The organism is Pseudomonas sp. GW821-FHT09A09, from assembly GCF_059418405.1.
Map to the genome: position 1 here is coordinate 19,921 of NZ_JBWKPU010000001.1, position 22,481 is coordinate 42,401.

The 22,481-nt window shown below is 62.6% G+C and carries 14 protein-coding genes; all 14 read left to right on the top strand.

Annotated features, from left to right (window positions below):
* Nucleotides 1-30 precede the first annotated feature (30 nt).
* The 14 genes from AC07OV_RS00085 (at nucleotide 31) to pgaB (ending at nucleotide 22,480) form a co-directional block, all read left to right on the top strand.
* Complete coding sequence (locus tag AC07OV_RS00085; protein WP_495091206.1) at nucleotides 31-6,006, top strand: Ig-like domain-containing protein; 5,976 nt, start codon at nucleotides 31-33, stop codon at nucleotides 6,004-6,006.
* Nucleotides 6,007-6,047: 41 nt separating this feature from the next.
* The gene (locus tag AC07OV_RS00090) at nucleotides 6,048-7,562 is read left to right on the top strand and encodes a TolC family protein (protein WP_256349859.1); all 1,515 of its coding nucleotides are present in this window, start codon (nucleotides 6,048-6,050) and stop codon (nucleotides 7,560-7,562) included.
* Nucleotides 7,552-8,157, top strand: a complete 606-nt coding sequence (cysC, locus tag AC07OV_RS00095; RefSeq protein ID WP_256349858.1) for an adenylyl-sulfate kinase — start codon at nucleotides 7,552-7,554, stop codon at nucleotides 8,155-8,157. The genes AC07OV_RS00090 and cysC overlap by 11 nt, the downstream gene beginning before the upstream one ends.
* Nucleotides 8,158-8,166: 9 nt before the next feature.
* Nucleotides 8,167-8,421, top strand: a complete 255-nt coding sequence (locus AC07OV_RS00100) for a DUF2789 domain-containing protein (RefSeq protein WP_176997434.1) — start codon at nucleotides 8,167-8,169, stop codon at nucleotides 8,419-8,421.
* An 88-nt stretch (nucleotides 8,422-8,509) separates the two neighbouring features.
* Nucleotides 8,510-10,021, top strand: a complete 1,512-nt coding sequence (locus AC07OV_RS00105) for a Fic family protein (RefSeq protein ID WP_176997433.1) — start codon at nucleotides 8,510-8,512, stop codon at nucleotides 10,019-10,021.
* Between the two features lie 293 nt (nucleotides 10,022-10,314).
* Nucleotides 10,315-10,725 (top strand): MarR family winged helix-turn-helix transcriptional regulator, encoded by a 411-nt coding sequence (locus AC07OV_RS00110; protein ID WP_176997482.1) that lies wholly within the window; start codon nucleotides 10,315-10,317, stop codon nucleotides 10,723-10,725.
* Nucleotides 10,722-12,800, top strand: a complete 2,079-nt coding sequence (locus tag AC07OV_RS00115) for an FUSC family protein (protein WP_495091207.1) — start codon at nucleotides 10,722-10,724, stop codon at nucleotides 12,798-12,800. Before AC07OV_RS00110 ends, AC07OV_RS00115 begins: the two co-directional genes overlap by 4 nt.
* A complete protein-coding gene (locus AC07OV_RS00120; protein WP_012721577.1) occupies nucleotides 12,797-13,006 on the top strand; it encodes a DUF1656 domain-containing protein in 210 nt (69 codons plus the stop codon). Before AC07OV_RS00115 ends, AC07OV_RS00120 begins: the two co-directional genes overlap by 4 nt.
* Complete coding sequence (locus tag AC07OV_RS00125; protein ID WP_176997431.1) at nucleotides 13,003-13,893, top strand: efflux RND transporter periplasmic adaptor subunit; 891 nt, start codon at nucleotides 13,003-13,005, stop codon at nucleotides 13,891-13,893. Before AC07OV_RS00120 ends, AC07OV_RS00125 begins: the two co-directional genes overlap by 4 nt.
* Nucleotides 13,890-15,332: an efflux transporter outer membrane subunit gene (locus AC07OV_RS00130; protein WP_176997430.1), complete on the top strand. Its 1,443-nt coding sequence runs from the start codon at nucleotides 13,890-13,892 to the stop codon at nucleotides 15,330-15,332. Before AC07OV_RS00125 ends, AC07OV_RS00130 begins: the two co-directional genes overlap by 4 nt.
* A gap of 81 nt (nucleotides 15,333-15,413) precedes the next feature.
* On the top strand, nucleotides 15,414-16,046 hold the full coding sequence (locus AC07OV_RS00135; RefSeq protein WP_176997429.1) for an NADH:ubiquinone oxidoreductase subunit N: 633 nt from the start codon (nucleotides 15,414-15,416) through the stop codon (nucleotides 16,044-16,046).
* Nucleotides 16,047-16,193: 147 nt separating this feature from the next.
* Nucleotides 16,194-17,690 (top strand): YdgA family protein, encoded by a 1,497-nt coding sequence (locus AC07OV_RS00140; RefSeq protein WP_494996036.1) that lies wholly within the window; start codon nucleotides 16,194-16,196, stop codon nucleotides 17,688-17,690.
* Nucleotides 17,691-17,989: 299 nt separating this feature from the next.
* Nucleotides 17,990-20,470, top strand: a complete 2,481-nt coding sequence (pgaA, locus tag AC07OV_RS00145; RefSeq protein WP_494996037.1) for a poly-beta-1,6 N-acetyl-D-glucosamine export porin PgaA — start codon at nucleotides 17,990-17,992, stop codon at nucleotides 20,468-20,470.
* Nucleotides 20,471-20,482: 12 nt separating this feature from the next.
* Entirely contained in the window at nucleotides 20,483-22,480 is a 1,998-nt protein-coding gene (gene pgaB / locus AC07OV_RS00150; protein ID WP_495091208.1) for a poly-beta-1,6-N-acetyl-D-glucosamine N-deacetylase PgaB, read from the top strand.
* The last annotated feature ends 1 nt before the right edge of the window (nucleotide 22,481 follow it).

The window sequence follows — 22,481 nt, forward strand, 5'->3', positions numbered from 1 at the left end:
AGCGAAGTAACACGGGCGCGGGTCTCGCCCATGATCATGCCCCTTGAACCGCGCATGCTGTTCGATGGCGCCGTCGCCGCCACCGTGGCCGACGTGGCGCAGCCCGACAGCCACCCCACCGCTGACGCGGCCAAGGCGCCGACCGGCGACCACCCGGTCGCAAGCAAGGACACCCATGGCCAGGCCGATGCGCCAGCCGCTGCACCCGTGGCGGTGCCGGGGCAAACCGTGGTGTTTGTCGACGCCCGGGTAAAAGACTCCGCCATCTTGCTGCAGGGCGTGGCGCCCGGAACCCAGGTGGTACAGCTGGACGGCAGCAAGGACGGCCTGCAGCAAATCGCTGATTACCTCGATACGCATCAGGGCGTCAGCTCGGTGCAAATCATCGCCCACGGCAACGCGGGCGATCTGTGGCTCGGCACCACGTACTTGTCGGCGGATAACGTGGCTGCCCGCAGCGCGGTGCTGGGGCAAATCGGCAAGGACATGAATGTCGGCGGCGACATCCTGATCTACGGCTGCTACACCGCCGAAGGCGAGCGCGGGCTGAATTTCGTTGATTCCCTGGCGCAACTGACCGGCCGTGACGTGGCGGCGTCGACCAACCGCACCGGCGTGGGCGGTGACTGGGACCTGGAGATCGCCACCGGCACCATCGAAAGCGCCAACGTGCTGTCGACCAAAGCCATGAACGACTACCAGTGGGGTCTGGCCACGTGGACCGCGACCAACAACGCGAACACCGGGGTGGGCTCGCTGCGCGCGGCTCTGGCTTCGGCGCAGAACGGCGATATTGTGACGTTCAGCAGCAGTATGACGGTGCAGCTCACCTCTGAATTGCTGATCAACAAGAACATCACCGTGGACGGTGACCTGAATAACGACGGCGTCGCTGACGTTACCCTCGATGGTCAATACAAGACGCGGGTGGTGGAAATCACCTCCGGCAGTACGGTGACGCTGGACGGTCTGGTCATCACTCGTGGTCTGGTTTCCGGCAATGGCGGCAATGGCGGTTACGGGGCAACCGGCGCCATGGGCGGCGGGATTTTCAACGCCGGTATCCTGACCTTGAATAATGTTTCAGTCACCGGCAACGCAGCGGCGGGCGGCGGCGGTGGCGGCGGTGTCACGGGCGCCAACTACGGCGGCGGTGGCGGCGGTGGTGGCGGCCTGGGCGGTCAGGGCGGCGGGCACGGCGGGACCGCCGGGCCGGGCACCGGCACGCTGGGCGGGCAGGCTGGCAGCGGTGGCGCCGGCGGCTATGGCGGCGGCTATGACGCGACGCACATGGGCGGGCGCGGCGGTTCCACAACCGGCGGGGCCGGCGGGGTGGGCGTGTCTTATTACAGCAACGGCGGCAATGGCGGTACGGCCAGCAACGGCACTATTTCCATCGGCGGCGGCGGCGGCGGGTCCGGTTGGGACAAGGTCGGCGGCGTCGGCGGCAATGCGGCCGGCGGCATTTACAACGCCTCGACCGGCACCCTGAAAATCATCGGCACCTCGGTCATCAGCAATAACATCGGCGCAGGTGGTGGCGGCGGCGGCGGCAGCGGCCAGGGCAGCAACAACCTGAACGGCGGCGACGGCGGGCGCGGTGTCGGCGCAATCTGGAACCAGGGCGGCACAGTGCTGATTACGTCGTCCAACTTCAGTGCCATCAGCGGCAACGCGGCCGGCAGTGGCTCGGGCGGTGCAGAGTTGGGCGGCGGCGTGACGGGGAGTGTTCCGTTGGCGTTCGCGGCGATCTACAACAACGGCGGCACGCTCAACACTGCCTATGTGGAGCCTCCGACCGCGACTATCGTGATGGCCGACACGGCCCTGAAAATCGGCGAAACCTCGCTGGTGACCATCACCTTCAGCCGGGCAGTCGCCGGGTTTACCAACGCCGACCTGACCATCGCCAACGGCACGCTGACATCGGTCAGCAGCAGCGACGGCGGCCTGACCTGGACCGCGACTTTCACGCCTACCAACAACATTACCGACAGCACCAACCTGATCACCCTCGACAACACCGGGGTGACCGCCATCAGCGACGGCGTGGCGGGTGTCGGCACGACCAGTTCGGTCAATTACGCGATCGACACCGCACGGCCGACCGTGACTATCGTGATGTCCGACACGGCGTTGAAGATCGGCGATACCTCGGTGGTGACCTTTACCTTCAGCGAGGCGGTGACCGGCTTCACTAACGCCGACCTGACCATCGCCAACGGCACGCTGAGCGCAGTGAGTAGCAGCGACGGCGGCATCACCTGGACCGGAACGTTCACCCCGACGGCCAGCATCACTGACACCACCAACCTGATCTCCCTGGACAATACCGGTATCGCTGACCTGGCCGGCAACGCCGGCAGCGGCACGACTGATTCGGCCAATTACGTGATCGATACCGTGCGGCCGACCGCGTCCATTGTGGTTGCCGACACCAGTCTGGCGGCGGGTGAAACGTCGCTGGTGACCATCACCTTCAGCGAAGCGGTCAGCGGCTTCACCTCCGCCGACATGACAGTGGCCAACGGCACCCTGACCGGCCTGAGCAGCAGCGACGGCGGCATCACCTGGACCGCCACGCTGACGCCGACCAGCAACATTACCGACACCACCAACCTGGTCACCCTGGACAACACCGGGGTCGTCGATCTGGCCGGCAACGCCGGCAGTGGCACCACCAATTCCAACAATTACGCGATCGACACTGCGCGGCCGACCGCAACCATCGTGGTGGCGGACAACGCGCTGAAAATCGGCGAAACCTCACTGGTGACCATCACCTTCAGCGAAGCAGTGACCGGTTTCACCAACGCCGATCTAACGATTGCCAACGGTACGTTGACGGCGGTGAGCAGCAGCGACGGCGGCATTACCTGGACGGCGACGTTAACGCCGACCGCCAGCATCACCGACGCGACCAACCTGATCACGCTGAACAATACCGGTATTGCTGATCTGAACGGCAACGCCGGCAGTGGCACCACCGACTCCAACAACTACGCCATCGATACCGTGCGCCCGACCGCGACCATCGTGGTGGCCGACAATAACCTGCGGATCGGTGAAACCTCACTGGTGACCATCACCTTCAGCGAAGCGGTCAGCGGTTTCACCAACGCCGACCTGACGGTCGCCAACGGCACGTTGAGCGCGGTCAGCAGCAGTGATGGCGGCATCACCTGGACCGCGACGTTCACCCCGAGCGCCAGCGTCACCGATACCACCAACCTGATTACCCTGGACAACACCGGCATCGTCGACCTGTCGGGCAACGCCGGCAGCGGCACCACCGACTCCAACAACTACGCCATCGATACGGTGCGGCCAACCGCGACCATTGTGGTCGCCGACAGCAACCTCACGGTCGGTAAAACCTCGCTGGTGACCATCACCTTCAGCGAAGCGGTGAGCGGCTTCACCAACGCCGACCTGATAATTGCCAACGGTACGCTGACCGCCGTGAGCAGCAGCGACGGTGGCATCACCTGGACGGCGACCTTCACCCCGAACGTGGGCGTCAACGACGCGAGCAACCTGATCGTGCTGGCCAATACCGGCATCGCGGATCTTGCGGGCAACGCCGGCAGCGGCACGACCAACTCCAACAACTACACCATCGACACCGTGGCACCGACCGCAACCATCATCATTGCCGACAATGCGCTGAAAATCGGCGAAACCTCGCTGGTGACCATCACCTTCAGCGAGGCGGTGACCGGTTTCACCAACGCTGACCTGACCATTGCCAACGGTACGTTGAGCGCGATCAGCAGCAGCGACGGCGGCATCACCTGGACGGCGACCTTTACGCCGACCACCAACATCACCGACGCCACCAACCTGATCACGCTGGACAACAGCGGCGTGCAGAACCTGAGCGGAAACGCCGGCAGCGGCACCACCGACTCGAACAATTATTCAATCGATACCGTGCGCCCGACCGCCACCATTGTGGTCGCCGATACGGCGCTCGGCGTCGGCCAGACCAGTCTGGTGACCATCACCTTCAGTGAAGCGGTGACCGGTTTCACCAATGCCGACCTGACGGTCGCCAACGGCACACTGAGTGCTGTGAGCAGCAGTGATGGCGGGATCACCTGGACGGCCACCTATACACCGGCCGCAGGTATCACCGATACCACCAACCTGATCACGCTGGACAACACCGGCATCACGGACCTTGCGGGTAACGCAGGCAGCGGGACTACCGACTCCAACACCTATGCCGTCGACAGCCAGCGCCCGACCGCGACCATCGTCATGAGTGATTCCAACCTGCGACCAGGTGAAACCTCGCTGGTGACCATCACGTTCAGCGAAGCTGTGACCGGTTTCGACAACGCTGACCTGAGCATCGCCAATGGCACGCTGAGCAACGTCAGCAGCAGCGACGGCGGCGTCACCTGGACGGCTACATTCACGCCGAACATCGGGGTTACCGACCTCACTAACCTGATTGTGCTGAACAACACCGGTATTTCCGACCTGGCTGGCAACACCGGCACCGGAACTACCAGCTCGGCAAATTACCAGGTGCAAACTGCGGTGCCGACCGCGACCATTGTCATCGCCGACACCTCGCTCAAGGCCGGGGAAACTTCCTCTGTCACCATCACGTTCAGCGAAGCGGTGAGCGGCTTCACCAACGCCGACTTGAGCATCGCCAATGGCACATTGAGCGCTGTGAGCAGCAGCGACGGTGGCATCACCTGGACCGCCACTTTCACGCCTGGCAGCAATGTCACCGACGCCACCAATCTCATCACCCTGAATAACAGCGGCGTGACGAATGGCTCGGGCAACGCGGGCGTGGGGGTCACCGATTCCAATAACTTCAGCATTGACACCCAACTCCCGACCGCAACCATTACCGTGGCCAACAACCACCTGGGTATTGGCCAGACGACGACCGTTACCATCGCTTTCAGTGAAGTGGTGAGCGGTTTTGACCTGTCTGACCTGAGTGTCGCCAACGGTGTGTTGTCCAACTTGATGAGCGCCGACGGTGGCAAAACCTGGACCGCAACCCTGACGCCGACCGCGGCGGTTACCGACGCCACCAACCTGATCGTGCTGGATACCAGCCAGGTAAATGACATGGCGGGCAACGCAGGGGCCAGCATTGCCATATCCAACAACTATGGCGTGGATGGCGACCGGCCCACCGCGACCATCTCGGTCTCCAACCCGAACCTGACCGTGGGCCAGACCAGCACCGTGACCTTCACCTTCAGCGAGAAAGTCACCGGCTTTGATTTGTCGGACCTGAGCGTGGCCAATGGCGTGTTGTCCAACCTGGCCAGCAGCGACGGCGGCAAGACCTGGACAGCCACCCTGACGCCGACGGCGAATATCACCGACCCGAGCAACTTCATCACCCTCGACACCAGCCTGGTCACCGACTTGTCGGGGAACGCCGGCAGCGGGTACGCCAACTCCAACAACTATGGGATCAACACCATCGCACTGACGGGCGACCCGTTGTTCCGCACCACCGACCCCGCCCCACCACAAGGTGCGCCCGACGCGCCGTTGCAGCCGATCATCTATGGCCAGCCGACCGGCAACCTGGGTTCACCCCTCGGCTTCCCGCCGTTGTTCGAGCAGCGTGAATTGGGCGGCGGGTTGCCTCCGGTGGGCAGTATTTTCATCAACCACGGTGCATTGGCTCCCAGTTTCATCGCCCAGATGTTCAACACCGACGGCGGCGGGGATGGCGCCGGCAAGGGCTTCCTTGGTTTTGGTGGTGGGGATGGCGGGATCTTCGGGGCCAGTACCCTGTCGACCCTGTTCATCCGCGACAGCGCTGATGACAGCGGCTTCAAGGCGTTCGAGAGCAAATCGATCAAGGGTGTGAGCGACCCGGCTCACGGAATGCGCAGCGTGGTTGGCGCGCCAACCCTTGGTCAGCAATTGCAGCAGATCAAGGACACGGAACAACGCCAGGTGGTTGACCTGGCGCATGCACTGCAACAGGTCGGCATCAGCGAAATGCAGGCCTGAACACACTTAACTCAAGGCGCAGTAACAGGGGCAGAACAAGGATGAAGACAGGTCATAAGGTGTTCGGCATCAGCTTGCTGGTGCTGGCGATCAGTGGTTGTGCGGTCACCAGCGAGCCGATTGAACGCAGTGTCAGTGAGCAGCGAGCCCGCAGCGACCTGCAAGGCATGTACAAGGATCAAGAGCCGCTGAACGGCCCGCTGACGCTGCACCAGGCCATGGCCCGCGCGGTGAAGTACAACCTCGAAGGCCGCCTGAAAGTCATGGAGGAAGCGCTGGCCAAGCGCCAATCGGACCTCTCCAGCTTCGACATGCTGCCGCGCATGGCGCTGTCGGCAGGCTACGCCGGGCGCAACAATACCAACGCCTCCAGCAGCCAGAGCGTGCTCACCGGCACCCAATCCCTGGAACCGTCGACCTCTCAGGACCGCGACCGTCGCGTGGCGGACCTGACCATGGTGTGGAACGTGCTCGACTTCGGCGTCAGCTACATCAGTGCCAAGCAGCAAGGCGACCAGCGCCTGATCATTCAGGAGCGCCGGCGCAAGGTGATCAATACCATCGTGCAGGACGTGCGCTCCGCCTACTGGCGTGCCGTGGCGGCCGAGCGTTTGCTGACCCAGATCGACAGCCTGATGGCGCGGGTCGACCAGGCCCAGAGCAACAGCCAAAGCATGAGCGAGCAACGCATCGGCGATCCGGTGCAAGCCCTGGGCTACCAGCGCTCGCTGATCGAAGCCACGCGCCAATTGCAGGAGCAGCGCCGTGCGTTGTCCCTGGCCAAGACCGAATTGGCCACCTTGATCAACCTGCCAATGGGCACGGACCTCAAGCTGGCTACGCCTGACGATTACAACGTGCCTCAACTCAAGGTCAACCTGGCCAGCCTGGAACAGGAAGCCCTGGCCAACCGCCCCGAGTTGCGTGAGCAGGACTACCAGACCCGCATCAGCGCTGCCGAAACGCGCAAGGCCATGCTGCGCCTGCTACCGGGCCTGGAATTTTCGGCCGGTGGGCATTACGACAGCAACTCGTTCCTGGTGGACAACCGCTGGGCCGACTATGGCGCCAAGGTCACCTGGAACCTGTTCAACGTGATCTCTGCACCGGCGGCCATCGATGTCGCCAAGGCCGGTGAAGAAGTCGCCACCGCACGGCGCCAGGCGATGTCCATTGCGGTGCTGGCGCAGGTCTACGTGGCCAACGCCAACTATCAGGACGCGGTGCGCCAGTTCAAGACCAACGACCAGTTGGCCAATATCGACGGGCAAATCCTCACGCAACTGCGCAACCGCCACGAAGCGGCAGGCCTGGGCGAGCTGGACCTGATCCAGGGCGAGCTCAACACCCTGCAAGCCGACCTGCGCCGAGACCTGGCCTACGCCGACCTGCGTAACGCCTATGGCCAGATCTTCGCCAGCGCCGGCCTCGACCCGCTGCCGGAACAGCTGGACTCGGACCGCGTGCAGACCATCGCCACGGCGCTCGCCAGCCGAGAATCGGCGTGGGCCGCTGGCAACATCGCAACGCCGGCGCCGCGTCCCGTTGCCCAGTAACCTGGTGGCGCCGACGGCGAGCATCAGCCGCCGTCAGCGCGAGGCGCGCAATGGGCATCGCGGTGTGGCGATCCTGCTCACCGGGTTGCCCGCGTCCGGCAAATCCACCCTGGCCCAGGGGCTGCAAGCGGCCTTGTTCGAACAAGGCTGGCACAGCATCGTGCTCGACGGCGATGCCCTGCGCGGTGGCCTTAACAAAGACCTCGGCTTTGCCGACAGCGACCGCCTGGAAAACATCCGCCGCGCCAGTGAACTCGCGGCGTTGCTGGTGGAAAACGGGCAAATCGTGATCCTGGCGATGATCGCGCCGTTGGTGGAGTTGCGCGCGGTTTTTGCCGAGCGCCTGGGTGCCGACTATCGGGAAGTCTGGTGCAGCGCCTCGTTGGCGGTGTGCGAGGGGCGTGACCCCAAAGGTCACTACGCCCGCGCCCGCAAAGGCGAATTGCCCGGGTTTACCGGCATTGGCTCACCCTACGAACCGCCCCCGCACGCCTCGCTGGAACTGGACACCGGTGTGCTCTCGGCACAGCAATGCGTCGAGCGGTTGCTGAGCTGGTTGGCGCCTGGACTAGACTCTGGGGAGCCGTCTTTCTAGGAGCCTCCCATGGAATCGCCTGTGCACAGCTTGCCGTCTCTGTTCAAGCAGCTTGGGCTGCCGGATGACCCGGTAAGTATCGAGAAGTTTGTGGCAGTGCATTCGCCGCTCAAGCCTGAGTTGCATCTGGCAGATGCGTTTTTCTGGACGGAGAACCAGAAGAAGTTTTTGCGTAATGAAATTCTGGAAGATGCGGATTGGGCCGAGGTGGTGGACGAGCTGAATCTTCTGCTGCACAGCGGAAGAGGGGTGCAAAAAACTTAGCGAATACGCAGAAAGTTGAAAAAATCTGGTGTTGGTTGAAAAAATCTGGGCTTTAATCGCGCAAGTGAACTTTTTCTGAGGTTGCGCGATGTCTCTGGTTGGTTACGCCCATCTTCATCAATTGCTCGGGTTAAAAGCGACTGCTCCTGCTCGTGCCGCGATGATCAAGCCCGTTACGCGGATCTCGATGATTGGTGACTGTCTGGCGGTTCCTCATACCGTTGCGCCTTCAGCCGACGCGATACTCGACCACATTCTTTTCGCACTCAAACATGAAGGCATCAACCTCGGCATCCTGGCTCAGGCGCTCGAGGCGGTTAGCCCGGGCCAACTGTTGCAAGAGCTGGAAAAAGCCCCCAACGGCGTGTTCATTCGCAAGGTCTGCTACCTCTGGGAAGGCTTGACTCTTCAACGGCTGGACTACGACAAGCCAATCAACAGCCGCGTTTCACCCTTGTTTGATCCCCAGCGCTACGTGACTGGACCCTCAACACGTAATTCGCGTTGGCGTATCGATTTCAATGGTCTGGGCTCTTTGGCGTATTGCGCGACAGTTGAACGCACGCCTGAAATCGAAGCCTTGTTGGATCTGGACATCTTGGGCCGTGCCAAGTCCTTTATGGCTACCCTTCCATCGGAAATGATGGACCGCGCCATCCAATGGGCCTATCTCCATGAAACCCGCGACTCGTTCGCCATCGAAAAAGAACAACCCAGCGAGGAAAAGTCGCGCCGTTTCGTCCAACTGTTACGCCAAGCCCATGAAGGCCGGCTGCTCACTGAAGACTATTTGGTAGAGCTGCAAAACAGCACTGTTTCCAATCCTTTCGACAAAGCCGTTGCATTCCGCCACGAACAAAATTATCTGCACAATGGTTTGCGCGGCTCCGCGGGCGTCAGCTATGTACCACCAGCACCTGAGCTGTGCCAGGAACTGATGGAAGAGTTGATGGCCTTTGCCAGTCAGCCAGTGCGTGAGGTTGACCCGCTTGTGGCTGCGGCCGTCACCGCCTTCGGCTTTGTGTTCCTGCATCCGTTCATGGATGGTAACGGACGTCTGTCGCGATTCCTGATCCACCAGACACTCTGCCACTTCGGTGCACTGGAAAACGGCCTGTTGCTGCCTGTTTCCGTTGCGATGAAACACGAAGAGCAAGCCTACCTGGAGACCCTCAAGGCATTTTCCCAGCCGACTCGAGACTTCTGGAATGTTACCTGGCTGGACGGTGAGCAAATGGCTTTCGAGTTCATTGGCCACTCCTCTATCTACCGCTACTGGGACGCCACCCGCTGCGTCGAATTCACCCTGCAGATGGCCAGGCGTGCGCTGGAAGTGGAATTGCGCGAAGAGACCGAGTTCCTCGACCGCTACGACCGTGTGATCAAGGCCGTGAACCAGCGCTATGACGTGCGCGGGAGTGATTTGTCCAAGCTGGTGATGATGTGCCTGGATAACGACGGCAAGGTGTCCAGGCATCGGCGCAAGCAGTTTCAATACAACGTGCCGGAGGAGGTATTTGAGTTTATTGAGGAGGAGGCAGGGCGGGCTCTGCGAGACCGCTTGGAGAGGGTGGACGACCAGGCCGAACAGCAGTCTTGAAACCTGCACTGATCCAAATGTGGGAGCTGGCTTGCCTGCGATGACTTGGGTCCGGTCGAGAGAGATGTCGACTGACACTTCGCTATCGCAGGCAAGCCAGCTCCCACAGGTGTTTTGCAGTGTCAGAAAATTCTGCGCCCACGCTTAAACCCGCTTTACTTACCTCTATCCCCAGCCGCCCATCCATAAATTGTTTCAAAACTTGACGGCATTGGATCCATCCACCATATTGATAGTTAGCAAACTAACTGTATGCGAACTATCCAGTGTCCCAGACCCTCGAACAACTCCAGATGAACCTCAGCAGCAGCATGGTGGTGGGCGCCCGCAACTGGCGCAAAATCTGCCAGACCACGCTGGTGAGCTACGGTATTTCCGAAGCCTGCGCCGTGCCGCTCTTGATGATCGGGCGTCTGGGCGACGGTGTGCACCAGGTCAAGGTGGCCCAGGCGTCCGGGATGGAAAGCCCGTCGCTGGTGCGCCTGCTCGACCAATTGTGCGCAGGCGGCTACGTGTGCCGGACCGAAGACGTCCACGACCGCCGCGCCAAGGCGCTGAGCCTCACCGAACGTGGCCGCGAGCTGGTGCAAGCGGTGGAGGTGCAACTGGTGCGCCTGCGCAAGGAAGTCCTGGCCGACATCGCGTCCACCGATCTGGAGGCTGCGCTGCGGGTGTTGCGCGCCTTTGAGGCGGCCTCGCTTTGAACGGATTCTTTACCGGTTTTCCGCCAGCACGCGACTGGTTCTACGGGGTACGCACGTTCGCCGCGTCGATGATCGCGTTGTACATCGCCATGCTCATGCAAATGCCACGGCCGTACTGGGCGATGGCCACGGTGTACATCGTCTCCAGCCCGTTTGTCGGGCCGACCAGTTCCAAAGCCTTGTACCGCGCCATCGGCACCTTTATGGGCGCGGCGGCGGCGGTGTTTTTTGTGCCGATGTTCGTGCAGTCGCCCTATGTATTGGTGGTGGTGATTGCCTTGTGGACGGGCATCCTGCTGTTCCTCTCCATGCACCTGCGCACCGCAAACAACTACGCGCTGATGCTGGCCGGCTACACCTTGCCGCTGATCGCCTTGCCGGTGGTGGACAACCCCCTGGCCGTGTGGGACGTGGCTGAAGCGCGCACCGAAGAAATCTTCCTCGGCATCGCCGTGGCCGCGGTGGTGGGCGCGATGTTCTGGCCACGGCGCCTGGCGCCGGTGTTCGATGGTTCGGTGAGCAAGTGGTTTGCTGACGCCCAGGTCTACAGCCAGCGCTTTCTGACGCGCAACGTGGAGCCCGAGGAAGTCAGCAACCTGCGCGGCGGCATGGTCGCCACCTTCAATACCCTTGAACTGATGATCGGCCAACTGCCCCACGAAGGCGCGCGGCCGCAGACGGTGCGCAATACCAAGGAACTGCGTGGGCGCATGATCCACCTGCTGCCCGTGGTGGAAGAACTCGACGACGCGCTGTACGCCATCGAGCACCGTGCGCCGGAGTTTCTCGACCGCCTCACGCCGTTGCTGGAAGCAGCGAATCAGTGGCTGGAAAGCACCACCGAAAACGCCACGCTGGACAGCTGGCGCAGCCTGCGTGATCAGATCGACGCCCAGCAACCGACCGGTGAAGCGTTGGACGATCGCCACACCCTGCTGTTCTCCAACGCGCTGTATCGCCTCGCCGAATGGGTTGATCTGTGGCAAGACTGCCGCAGCCTGCAAGCCGCCATCCAGTGCGAAAGCCAGGACACCTGGCGCGCCGTGTACCGCCACTGGCGCCTGGGCCGACTCACGCCGTTCCTTGACCGTGGCCTGATGTTCTATTCGGCATTTTCCACCGTCAGCGCGATCATCGTGGCCTCGGTGCTGTGGATCCTGCTGGGCTGGACCGACGGCGGCAGTGCGGTGATCCTGGCCGCGGTAGCCTGCAGCTTCTTCGCCTCAATGGACGACCCCGCGCCGCAGATCTACCGGTTCTTTTTCTGGACCGCAATGTCGGTGTTGTTCGCCAGCCTCTACCTGTTCCTGGTGCTACCCAACCTGCACGACTTCCCGATGCTGGTGCTGGCGTTTGCCGTGCCCTTTATTTGCATCGGCACACTCACCGTACAACCGCGTTTCTACCTGGGCATGCTGCTGACGCTGGTGAACACCTCGTCGTTCATCAGCATCCAGGGCGCCTATGACGCCGACTTTCTCAACTTCGCCAACGTCAACCTGGCCGGGCCTGTGGGGCTGCTGTTCGCCTTTGTGTGGACGTTGATCGCACGGCCCTTTGGCGCCGAGCTGGCGGCCAAGCGCCTGACCCGTTTCAGCTGGCGCGACATTGTCGGCATGACCGAGCCTGCGACCCTGGCCGAACACCGCCACATGGCCGCGCAAATGCTCGACCGGCTGATGCAGCACCTGCCGCGCCTGGCCCTGACCAACCAGGACACCGGTATCGCCCTGCGTGACCTGCGTGTGGCGCTGAACCTGCTCGACCTGCTGGCCTATTCGCCGCGCATCCTCGGCGTGCCACGGGTGCTGCTCAACCAAGTGGTTGAAGGTGTGGGCGGCTATTTCAAGGCGTGCCTGAAAGCCGGTGAACGCCTGCCTGCGCCCAGCGGTCTGCTGATGACCCTGGACCGCACGCGCCGCGCCCTCAACGGCCAGGGCCTGCAAGACGAAGACGACACCCGCGTGCACTTGCTGCATGCGCTGGCCGGCCTGCGCCTGGCGTTGTTGCCGGGGGTGGAATTCATTGGCGGCACCGAGATGGAAGCGCCGCTACCTGATGGAGCGCCTTTATGATCGGTGATCTGGATATCAGCGGGGTGTTCCTGCCCACGCTGCTGGTGCTGATGGGCATTACGTATGTGTTGTTCCTGGTGGTGCACGGGTTGTTGACCCGCGTCCACTTCTATCGCCTGGTCTGGCACCGGGCATTGTTCAATGTGGGGCTCTACGCGCTGTTGCTGGGCGCCGTGGACTCACTCAGTCGATACCTGATGACATGAAAAAACCTTTTTTAACCATCGGCCGTGTAGTCCTGACGTTGTTGATCGTGACCTTTGCGGTCGTCGTGGTGTGGCGCATGGTGATGTACTACATGTTTGCGCCGTGGACCCGTGACGGGCACATCCGTGCCGACATCGTGCAGATCGCCCCGGACGTGTCCGGGTTGATCCAGCAGGTGCAAGTGCGCGACAACCAACTGGTGACCAAGGGCCAGGTGCTGTTTGCCGTGGACCAGGACCGCTTCAAACTCGCCCTGCGCCAGGCCCAGGCCGCCGTGGCCGACCGCCAGGAAACCCTGGCCCAGGCCCAGCGCGAGTACAAGCGTAACCGTGGCCTGGGCAACCTGGTGCCGAGCGAGCAACTGGAAGAAAGCCAGTCCCGCGTGGCGCGCGCCCAATCGGCCTTGGCCGAAGCGCAAGTGACGGTGGACGCCGCCCAGCTCAACCTCGACCGCTCGGTGATCCGCAGCCCGGTGGACGGCTACGTCAACGACCGCGCGCCACGTACACAGGAGTTCGTCACGGCCGGGCGCCCGGTGTTGTCGGTGGTGGACAGCAACTCCTTCCACATCGACGGTTACTTCGAAGAGACCAAGCTCGACGGCATCCACGTCGGCATGGGCGTGGATATTCGCGTGATCGGCGACAACGCCCGCCTGCGTGGCCACGTGCAGAGCATCGTCGCCGGCATCGAAGACCGCGACCGCACCAGCGGTTCCAACCTGTTGCCCAACGTCAACCCGGCGTTTAGCTGGGTGCGCCTGGCCCAGCGGATTCCGGTGCGCATCGCCTTTGATGATGTGCCCGCGGACTTTCGCATGATCGCCGGGCGCACGGCGACCGTGTCGATCATCGCCGACACGGCCAAAGACGGAGACAAGCCATGAAGCAGCTCCTGGCAACCGCTGCCTTAGGGTTGTTGCTGTCGGCCTGCCAAATGGTAGGGCCGGATTACAAGCTGCCGGACACAGCCGCCGTCAACCGGGGCGACCTGCAAGGGCAGATCGCGGGCGAAGGGCACAACGTGGTGTCGGCGCCGGTGCCGGCCGACTGGTGGAAGCTCTACAACGACCCGCGCCTGGATGAGCTGGTGCGCCAGGCCATGGCGTCCAACACAGACCTGCGCGTGGCGGCCGCCAACCTGCAACGCTCGCGTTATCAGGTGCAGCAGGCTGAATCCGCTGGCGGCTGGAATGCGGGTGTGAAAGCCGAAGCGCAGCGCCTGCAGGAATCCGGCGAAGCGTTCTTGCTGACGGAAAAAGTCCCGGTGGCCAACATCGGCAGTGTCGGTATCAGCACCTCGTATCAGTTCGACCTGTGGGGCACCTTGCAGCGCGGAATCGAAAGCGCCCAGGCCAGCGCCGACGCCGCCCAGGCCGCCGCCGATATCGCACGCATCACGCTGGTGGCGGATGTGGTGCGCTCCTACACCCAGGTGTGCGCGGCCAATGAAGAACTGGCGATCGCCAACGAATCCCTGGACCTGCAAGCCCAGAGCACCAAGCTGACCCAGCGCCTGCGCGACGCCGGGCGCGGTGATGAAACCCAGGTGACCCGCTCGCAGACCCAATACAAATCCTTGCGCGCCGATATGCCGCGCTACGAAGCCGCGCGCCAGGCCGGGCTGTTCCGCCTGTCAATGCTGCTGGCCAAGCCGGTGGACCAACTGCCGGCTGGCACCGGCACGTGCGCCGAGCTGCCGCACATCGCCCAGTTGCTGCCAGTGGGCGATGGCGCCGCGCTGCTTAAGCGTCGACCTGATGTGCGCCAGGCGGAGCGCCAACTGGCGGCCGCCACCGCACGTATCGGCGTGGCCACGGGTGCGTTGTACCCGGACATCAGCATCGGCGCCACCGTCGGCACGGTCGGTATCCTCGATGACCTGGGCACTGCGCCCACCAACCGTTGGGGATTTGGCCCGCTGATCAGCTGGTCGGTGCCGACCAACGGCGCGCGGGCGCGCATTCATGAAGCGGAGGCCGCCACCCAGGGCGCCCTGGCGCACTTCGACGGCGTGGTGCTCAACGCCATCCGCGAAACCCAGACAGGCCTGGCGCAGTACACCGCACAGCTGCAACGCCGTGACGCCCTGGCCGATGCCGGCGAGTCGGCCAAGGAAGCGTCGGAGCAGACGCACCGCTTCTTCCAGGCGGGCCGCGCATCGTTCCTGGCCGACCTGCAAGCCACCCGCACCTACACCGATGTACGGGCGCAGTTGGCGGCGGCAAACACCCAGGTTGCCATGAGCCAGATCGATCTGTTCCTGGCCCTCGGCGGCGGCTGGGAAAGCGGACGAACGCAAGCGTCACAGCCCGGCAAACCCTGAACGAAACGCTATGCTTTGTCAGGTGAGGCGCCGTGACGCTTCACCTGACACTGCTCGCGTTTGCTCATGGGGATTCCAATAATGAAAAACCCTTATGCTCCCGCTTTCTGGTGCGTGTTCTTCGCACTGGTGTTGTTATCGGCTGCCTATTTCTACGGCGTCATGCTGGCCCACCAAATCGACAAGGCCATGGTGTTTCTCGACAGCGCCTGCGCGGTGATCGGCACCTTGTCCATCGGCGTGGTGGCGTGGGCGTCGTATCAGAACCAACGCGTGAAGAAAAAACTCCTTGAGCAAGGCAAGACCCGCGTGGCGATCTGGGACACCAAAGTCGCCCTGCGCCGGGTCGAAACCGTGTTCGATCGCTATTTCTGGGGCAGCTATTGGCAACCTGGGCGCACCTTCCAGGAAGTCATGGGCGAACTCACTGGCACGCCCCTGGAAAAAAGCCTCGAAGCGTTGAAGAAGCAATGTGTGGTACTCGACCAGCAGGTCGCCGATGGCCGGCATTGGCTGAACAATGCGCGGGAATTGTCCGATGTAGCCAACCAGATGGCGCGTGAACGCTACCAACTGGACTTCTGTGATCCCAAGGCCGACACCCCGGGCAATGCGGTGATCCACCGCGAGTTTGAGGTGCTGGTGTACACCTGGACCGCTCGCTTGAAGAGTTTTGACCACCAACTCGATGAAATCGATTTGGAGTATTCCTGAACCAAGTGCCGACTTGATCGCTCTGAGAAAACTGGGCCGTGCGCGGCCGCCAGTGCTAATCTTCCCCCGTTTTCGGCGGGCTTGAGCCAACCCCTCGGGGTTCAAGGAAGACAGCCCACTTCTCACAGGATTTGATCAGGTCACTTCATGAATAAGCCAGCCGTTGTTTTCTTGGGTTTTGTTGTCGCCGTTGGCGCCGTCAGTGCAGGCGGTGCCTGGTACACCGGCAAGCAACTGGAGCCCGTGCTGCAAACCGCCATCCAGAACGCCAACAAGGAAATCCAGACGTCCCTGGCCGGCGTCGACGGCACGGCGACCCTTGAGCTGGTCTCCCTGGACCGTGGCGTATTCAGCAGCACCGCCCACTACCGCCTCAAGGGCCAAGGTTCGGTATTTGGTGAAGACAACCCGAACCCTGAACTGCTGTTCGTCGACCACATCGAACACGGCCCGCTGCCGTTTTCGCGCCTGGTGACCCTGAAGTGGTTGCCGGTCATGGCCACCAGTCACTACGAGCTGGAAAAGAACGCCACCACCGAGAAATGGTTCGCCGCCAGCAAAGACGTGTCGCCGCTCAAGGGCGTGGCCAGCATCGGCTACAACCGTTCGGTCACCGGCAACGTCGAGCTGCTGCCTCTGGAGCTCAAGGACGACAAGTCTTCGGTGAGCTTCTCTGGCGCCAACATGGACTTCGACAGCACCGCCGAAGGCCAGAAGGTCAAGGCCAGCGGCTACATGAACAGCCTTAAGGTGGCCGTGGTCGACGCCAACGGCGAACCGCTTGAAGCCGAACTGGCGGGTTTGACCGTTGCCAGCAACCTGGAGAAATCCACCTTCGGTTTCTACACCGGGCAGAACACCGTCGAGCTGACCGACACCAAGGTCACCTTCGGTCCTCAGAAAGCCGTGCTGACCCTAAAGGGCTTCGAGCAGAAAGACTCCAGCGAAACCAAAGACAACAACCTGGCTGGCCGCGTCGACTACAAGATCGACGAAATCGGTTACCAGGGTAAGCCTGTGGGCTCGGCCGCCATGGCCTTGAGCATGAAGAACGTCGACATCCCGGCGATGCTGGTACTGACCAAGCTCTACCAGGAAAAAATGCAGCCGGTGCAAGCCGCTGCCGCAGCGGGTGAACCGGTGCCTGAGCTGCAACTGACCGAAGCCGAACAGACCCTGGCCGAGGCCAACGTCAACCAGGTGCTGGCCGCCAAGCCGCAGCTGGCGGTGGAAAACCTGTCGCTGAAAACCACCCATGGCGAAAGCAAGTTCAACCTGCTGGTCGACCTGACCAAACCAACGTCCATGGAGTTGCCACCGGTTGAGCTGGGCAAGCAGATGGTGGCGTTGCTGGACGCCAACCTGACCCTGTCCAAGCCGATGATCGCCGACGTTTCCGCGTTGCAGGCGCAGGCCGGTGGCGTGACCGATCCGAAAGCCATCGAGCAGCAATCCCAGATGGCGGCCGAAATGGTCAGCGGCGTGGCGGTGGGTACTCAACTGGCAACCCTGGTCGGCACCGATGTGGTGTCCAAGCTGCACTACGCTAACAATGAAGTGACCTTCAATGGCCAGAAGATGACCGTCGAGCAGTTCATTGGTTTTGTGATGGCCAAGGTCGGTGCGGTCAGCGGCGCGCAGTAAACATTTCTACATCAAGCAGAAATAAATAGTGTGGGAGCGGGCTTGCTCGCGATAAGGGTCAAACAGTCGACACTCGTGTCGGCTGGCACCCCGTTATCGTAGGCAAGTGCGCTCCCACACTGGTTTTTTCGCAACAAAGACAATTCTGAACAATTGTTCTGAATTGGACTTTTCCCTACTTTCCTAATGGATAGTTCCTACAGGAAAGCTAGGTCGGGTCACTAGACGCCGACACCCTGATGCAAATTGCTCAGGACCACCTATCGTTACAGCTTTCCGTGTGTAAGGAAGCTCACGATATGCTGCGAAACCTACCACTCAGTGCTTCAGGCCGGTTGCGACTGCTCATCGGGGCAGCCTTATGCAGCCAACTGCTGATGCCTGCTTTAGCTTTGGCCGACCCCGCCTATGACGCGCTGATCATTCAGGCGCGCAACGGCAACTTCACCCCCGCCCTCACTCAATTGCGCCAACTGCCTGCCGAACGCCAGACGCCGGGGCAGATCAGCGATCACCTGGTGATTGCCGGCTGGGCCGGGCAGGACGCCGAAGTGCTGAAGGTGTACGAGGCCCAGGGCAAGAATCGCAACTTGAGCACCCAGGCGCTCGCCACGGTTGCGCGCACCTATCGCAACCAGAAGCAGTGGGCCCAGGCGACGGCGGTCTACAATCAAGCGCTGTTGCGTGAACCCAATAACGTCGATCTGCAGTTGGGCCTGGCGCTCACCCAGGCCGATGGTGGCCAGGTCGACGAAGCCGTGCGGCGCACCCGTGCGCTGGTGGCGGCCAACCCGAACGATCCCAACCGGCGCATGGCGCTGGGCTACGCGTTGACGCGTGCGGGCCTGAACTACGATGCACTGGCCGAATTCGACCACGCCTTCGTGTTGGCCGGTGACAAGCCCGAAGTCATCCGTGAATACAGCGTAGCCCTGCAAAAGGCTCGCCTGCCGGAGCCGGCGCTGCGGCTGTCGGCCAAACACCCGGGCGTCCTCGACCCTGTGACCCAACGTCGCCTGGAAGGCGACCTGGCCGCCGAGCGCGTGCGCATGGCCGAGTTCGCCACGCGCAGCGAGCAAGAACGCTACGTGGTCGCCGACCGCGCCCTCAAAGACTACGACCAACTGCTCGCCCGCTGGACCCCAGACCCCAGCGCCCATGACGACGTGGTGCGCTGGCGCATCGACCGCCTGGGCGCACTCAAGGCACGGGCGCGCATGGCCGACGTGATTCGCGAATACGAAACCCTCAAGGGCGAAGGCGTGCAATTGCCTACCTACGCCATCCGTTGGGTCGCCGCCGCTTACCTCGACCAGCGCGAGCCGGAAAAATCCGAGCCGCTGTACCGCCAGGCCCTGACCGCGCCGGACGCCGACCCGGCCGACCATGTCGAAGACAGCACGGCGCTGTTTTACGCGCTGCTGGAAAGCGACAGGGTGGAAGACGCTCGTGAGGTCGCCAACAACCTGGCCAACAGCCAGAACCCGCGTGTGGAACTCAAGGGCCTGCCTATCGGCAACCCGAATGACAGTTGGATGGACGCGCAACAACTGGCCGCCCAGGCCGGCACCTATGGCGGTGACCTGCCGGGCAGTGAGACCGGGCTCGAAGCCCTGGTACAAAAAGCCCCGGGCAACGTTGGCTTGCGCCTGGCCCAGGCCGATATGTACCGCGCCCGCGACTGGCCGCGCCGCGCCGAAGGCAGCCTGAAGGAAACCGAAGCCCAGTCGCCACGCGACATTGGCCTGGAAGTGTCCCAGGCCTACACCGCCATGGACCTTCAGGAGTGGCGCCAGATGGACGCGCTCACCGATGACGTGCTGGCGCGCAACCCCGACAACCGTCAGGTACAGCGCCTGAGCCGTCTGCGCGATGTGCACGACATGGCCGAGCTGCGTGTCGAGGCCTACACCGGCAAAAGCTTCGGCGGTGGCAACAACGGCGATGCCGGGGCCGTCTCGGGCAGCCGCGACTGGGGCATAGAAAGCCGGCTCTACACGCCGCCCATCGACGAAGACTGGCGCCTGTTCGCCGGTGCCGGCTATGCCCGTGCCGATTTTACCGAGGGCACCGGCCAGCATCGTTGGCAGACGGTAGGCGTGGAGCGGCGTACCCGTGACATGACCCTTGAAGCCGAGGTCTCCAACCATTCCTATGGCGATGGCTCCAAACAAGGCGCTGCGGTGTCGATTGCCCGCGACATCAACGACAACTGGCAATACGGCGGCAGCCTCGGCTACCTCCTGTCGACCACACCGCTGCGGGCGCTGAATGACGGCGTCACGGCCAATGGCGGCAGCGGTTTCATTCGCTGGCGCGCCAATGAAAGCCGCGAGTGGAAACTGTCCCTGAGCCCGTCCCACTTCAGCGACGGCAACAACCGGCTCGAAGCCTTGCTCAACGGTCGCGAGGGCATCTACAGCTCGTCCCATGTGCAAGTCGACCTGGGCCTGGAAGTGGGTGCCAGCCGCAACACCAAGGACGACACGGTGTACTTCAACCCCAAGTCGGACTTCACCGTGTTGCCTTCCGTCACGGTCAACCACGTGCTCTATCACCGCTATGAAACGCAGTGGAGCCAGCAGTTCCAGATCGGTGCAGGCACCTATACCCAGCGCGATTATTCCACCGGCGGCATTGGTTTGATTGGTTACGGCCAACGCTTTCGCTGGAACGACGTGCTGGACGTGGGCGCCAACCTCAGCCTGATCAGCCGACCTTACGACGGTGATCGCGAACGCGATCTGCGCCTGCTCGTCGACCTCAATTACCGTTTCTAGAAGAGCCTGACCATGACCGTCCTCAGCCGTTGCTTGTTGGTCCTGGGTGTATTGCTGGCCGGTGCCTGCGCCCAGCAACCCGCGCCCTATACTCCACCCGCCGAGCGCCCGGTGCCGCCGACCGAAGCGCCGTGGCCGAAAAACCATTTTCTGGGCATTGCCTACCATGACGTTGAAGACCGCGACCCCGACCAGGCGGTCGTGGCGGTGCGCACCGAGCGCCTGATTGACCAGTTGGCCTGGCTGCGCGAGAACGGTTACCAGCCGGTGTCGGTCGACCAGATCCTGGCCGCACGCAGCGGTGGCCCGGCATTGCCGCCCAAAGCCATCATGCTCAGCTTCGACGACGGTTACTCCAGCTTCTACACCCGGGTGATGCCGATCCTGCGGGCTTATCACTGGCCGGCCATCCTGGCCCCGGTGGGGTATTGGATCGATACGCCGCTGAACAAACCGGTGGATTTCGCCGGCACCCCAAGGGCGCGCTCCGACTTCCTCACCTGGCAGCAGGTGAAGGAAATCTCCCAGTCGGGCCTGGTTGAAATCGCGGCCCACACCGACGCCAGCCACACCGGTATCCTGGCCAACCCCCAGGGCAACCTGGAGCCGGCCGCTGCCACGCGTCGCTATGATGCCGCCACCGGCAAGTACGAGACCGAAGCTCAGTTCCAGGCGCGGATGCGTGCCGACGTCACCGCGATCTCCAACAAGTTGCGCGCGGTCACCGGCAAGGCGCCGCGTGTGTGGGTATGGCCTTACGGCGCGGCCGATGGCACTTCGTTGGCGGTAGTGGGCGAGCACGGTTACCAGATGGCCCTGACCCTGGATGACGGCCTCGACGACCTCGCCAACCTCAAGAGCAGCCCACGCTTTTTGGTGGCCTCCGACCCGGATGGCGAGCACTACGCCAATGCCATCGTCGGCGCCGAGACCAAGGCTTCGATGCGTGTGCTGCATGTGGACCTGGACAACGTCTACGACCCCGACCCGGCTCAGCAGGCACGCAACCTCGACGCGTTGATCCAGCGCGTGGTGGACATGGGCGTCAGCACCGTGTTCCTGCAAGCCTTCGCCGACCCGAAAGGCGATGGCCTGGTGCATTCGCTGTACTTCCCCAACCGTCACCTGCCGGTGCGCCAGGACCTGTTCAACCGTGTGACCTGGCAACTGCGCACCCGTGGCCACGTCAACATCTATGCGTGGATGCCGGTGCTCAGTTTCGCCCTGGACCCTGCGCTGCCGCGTGTGACCCGGTGGGACCCGCAGACCGGCCAGGTCGGCCTCGACCCAGACCAGTACAAGCGCCTGTCACCGTTTGATCCGGCAGTGCGCCAGCAGATCGGCGAGATCTACGAAGACCTGGCCCGCAACACCGCGATCGACGGCATCCTGTTCCACGATGACGCGCTGTTCTCCGACTTCGAAGACGCCAGCCCTGCCGCGCTCAAGGCCTATGCGGTCAACGGCCTGCCGGGCAGCATTGCCGCGCTGCGCGCAGACCCGGCGGTGATGCAACGCTGGACGCGCTTCAAGAGCCGCTACCTGATCGACTTCACCCAGGAGCTGACCGGCAAGGTCCGCGCCATCCGTGGGCCGCAGGTGCAGACCGCGCGCAATATCTTCGCCGAGCCGATGCTCAACCCTGGCAGCGAAACCTGGTTCGCGCAGAACCTCGATGACTTCCTCCAGACCTACGACTGGACTGCGCCGATGGCCATGCCGTTGATGGAAGGCGAGAGCCTGAAAAACTCCAACGCCTGGCTGGAAAAACTGGTGGCCACGGTCAAGGCGCGTCCCGGCGCGTTGCAACGCACCGTATTTGAACTGCAAGCCAAAGACTGGCGGACCAAGGAAGCGCCAGACATCGACGCCGCACAGATGGCGGAATGGATGGGGGTACTCAAACGCCAGGGGGTCAGGAGTTTTGGCTACTACCCGGATAACTTCCTGGAAAATTCCCCGGACTTGAAGACAGTGCGTCCGGCCCTTTCCAATCAATGGAACCCTTGAC